Here is a 2,966-nt window from a genome sequence, read left to right as displayed (position 1 = left end):
ATATGAAAAAAGTTTTATGTGCAGTGTTTGCTTTCGGTTTGTTTGGATGTGCAGAATTGCAGCAAATTGCCAATCAATATCCTGGTATAGGGACAATGGGTAATGCCGAAATTGCTTCGGGATTGAAGGAAGCGTTGAATAATGGAATTACGAAAGAAGTTACCAAACTCACAGCATTAGACGGATTTTATAAAAATCAAGCAGTTAAAATTTTACTTCCTCCTGAATTACAAAAAGTCGATAAAGGTTTGCGCGACATTGGTTTGGGAAGTCTTGCCGACGAAGGCATCAAATTACTTAACCGTGCTGCCGAGGATGCCGTAAAAGAAGCCACTCCCATTTTCGTCGACGCCGTCAGAAATATGACGTTTACAGATGCGAAAAACATATTGTTAGGAAGTAATAATTCGGCTACAATGTATTTGCAAAGTTCTACTTCTCAGGCATTGTATGGCAAATTTAATCCTGTGATTCAAAATTCACTTTCAAAAGTGGGTGCTGATAAAGCTTGGAAAAATATTATTACCAAATACAATGCAATTCCACTTACGGCGGATGTTAATCCAGATTTGAATGACTACGTTACCCAAAAAGCGTTGGAAGGTGTATTTAAAATGATAGCCGTTGAGGAGCAAGATATTCGTACTAACTTGAATGCCAGAACTTCTGATTTATTAAAAAAAGTATTTGCAATGCAAGATCGTAAATAATAAATTGAACAATTTAATTAATTCAAAGAAGCTGCAACCCGTAGCTTCTTTTTTTTTATACGATAACCAAAGGCTAAAGTTCAAAAAAGGATTGTTTTTGTTTCCTACTACACCATTCAATGTTTATATTTGCTACCAAAATTTACACGCAATATAAATCGTACAAGCAAAATGAAAATATCCTATAATTGGTTAAAACAATTTATTAAAACCGACTGGACTTCTGAAGAAACCGCAACATTACTAACCGATTTGGGCTTAGAAGTAGAAGGTGTAGAAAAATTTCAATCTGTAAAAGGAGGTTTGGAAGGAATAGTTGTAGGACATGTTTTGACGTGTGTACAACACCCCAATGCCGATCGATTGAAAGTAACCACGGTGGATGTTGGAACAGGAATTCCGTTACAAATTGTATGTGGCGCTACTAATGTCGCTGCTGGACTTAAAGTTCCTGTTGCCACGATTGGCACTACACTTTACGATGCCGATGGAAATTCATTTGTGATAAAAAAAGGTAAAATCAGGGACCAAGAAAGCCACGGAATGATTTGTGCCGAGGATGAATTGGGTCTAGGTTCCAGTCACGACGGTATCATGATTCTGAACGAAGATTTACAACCCGGAACTCCTGCTGCTCGTGTTTTTAATATTGAAAATGATGAAGTTTTTGAAATTGGCTTGACACCAAATCGAGCCGATGCCATGAGCCACATGGGAGTTGCTAGAGATTTGCGTGCTGGAATGTTGCAAAAAAATATTTCAACAGAATTTATTACACCTTCAGTTTCGAATTTTAGAGTAGACAAACGCATTCTAAAAATGGATATTTCTGTTAAAGAAGCAACGTTGGCTCCCCGTTATTGTGGTGTGACTATTTCAGGAATAACTGTTAAACCATCACCAGATTGGTTGCAAAATCGTTTAAAATCCATTGGCATTACGCCAAAAAACAACATTGTTGATATAACCAATTATGTGTTACATGAACTCGGTCAACCGCTTCATGCTTTTGATGCTGCAAAAATAAAAGGCAATAAAGTAATCATCAAGACACTTCCGGCAGGAACTAAATTTGTTACTCTAGATAATGTAGAACGAACGTTGCACGAAGAAGATTTAATGATTTGCGACGAAAATGGTCCGATGTGTTTTGCAGGCGTTTTGGGTGGAAAAAATTCGGGTGTAAAAGAAACTACAAGTACTATCTTCTTGGAAAGTGCTTATTTCAATCCCGTTTCCATTCGAAAAACAGCAAAAAGACACGCAATTAATACAGATGCTTCGTTCCGTTTTGAACGCGGAATTGATCCTACCATCACAGAATATGCTTTAAAGCGTGCGGCAAATTTGATTATCGAATTGGCTGGTGGTGAAATTACTTCAGATATTACAGACATTTATCCTAAAAAATTAGAAGATTTTTCGGTGGTACTGAATTACAACAAAGCGTCAAAAATTATTGGGGAAGATTTACCAAAAGAAACCATCAAGAAAATATTGGCTTCTTTGGACATTAAAATAAACAGCGTTTCGGATGTTGGGCTGGGTTTAACCATCCCTAATTATCGAGTGGATGTGCAAAGAGACGTGGATGTAATTGAAGAAATTTTGCGCGTTTACGGTTATAATAATATTGGTTTTAGCAAAAAACTAAATGCATCTGTGGCCAATTCGCCTCGAAATGAGGATTACAAAATGCAAAATGTAGTGGGAAGTTTATTGACCAGTTTGGGATTCAATGAAATGATGGCGAATTCGCTCACTTCACCCGATTACATCAAACTTTCTGACGATTTAAAAGAAGAGTTCAACATCACAATGCTCAATCCGTTGAGTCGTGATTTATCGTCAATGAGACAATCCTTATTGTTTTCAGGTTTAGAAGCATTGTCGTATAACATTAACCGTCGCGCCACCGATTTAAAGTTTTACGAAATTGGAAAAACCTATCATAAATTGCCTGCAGGTTATGAGGAATTAAAACATTTGACCTTATTTCTTACTGGAAATAAAAGTGCGGAATCGTGGACAAATCCACAAAAAGCGAGTGATTTCTTTATGTTTAAAGGATACGTTGAAGCAGTTTTAGCACGTTTCGGTTTGGAAAAAGCACAAAGTAAACCAAGCACGTCAGATGTTTTTGCAGAGGGAATTGCGCTATTTTTGGGCCCTGAAAAAATTGTTGATTTTGGTACGGTAAAAAAATCAATTGCAAAAGCCTTTGACATCAAACAGGAAGTGTTTTATGCCGATTTT

2 protein-coding genes are annotated in these 2,966 nt (G+C 36.9%); both read left to right on the top strand.

Features of this window, described 5'->3' with window-relative positions; translation table 11 throughout:
* The first annotated feature begins 2 nt into the window (after nucleotides 1-2).
* Nucleotides 3-710: a DUF4197 domain-containing protein gene (locus tag ACIQ2X_RS15335; RefSeq protein ID WP_396179840.1), complete on the top strand. Its 708-nt coding sequence runs from the start codon at nucleotides 3-5 to the stop codon at nucleotides 708-710.
* 171 nt (nucleotides 711-881) lie between these two features.
* On the top strand, nucleotides 882-2,966 hold a 2,085-nt coding region (gene pheT / locus ACIQ2X_RS15330; RefSeq protein ID WP_396179839.1), incomplete at its 3' end, for a phenylalanine--tRNA ligase subunit beta.

The sequence above is a fragment of the Flavobacterium sp. genome (genome assembly GCF_044368625.1).
Lineage (GTDB): Bacteria > Bacteroidota > Bacteroidia > Flavobacteriales > Flavobacteriaceae > Flavobacterium.
Note: the sequence above shows the minus strand (reverse complement) of the source record. Positions and strands in the feature narration are given on the sequence as shown.

Bases quoted from the DNA above. Each gene is read 5' to 3' on its own strand.
- ACIQ2X_RS15335 (WP_396179840.1), top strand. From the start codon at position 3: ATGAAAAAAGTTTTATGTGCAGTGTTTGCTTTCGGTTTGTTTGGATGT.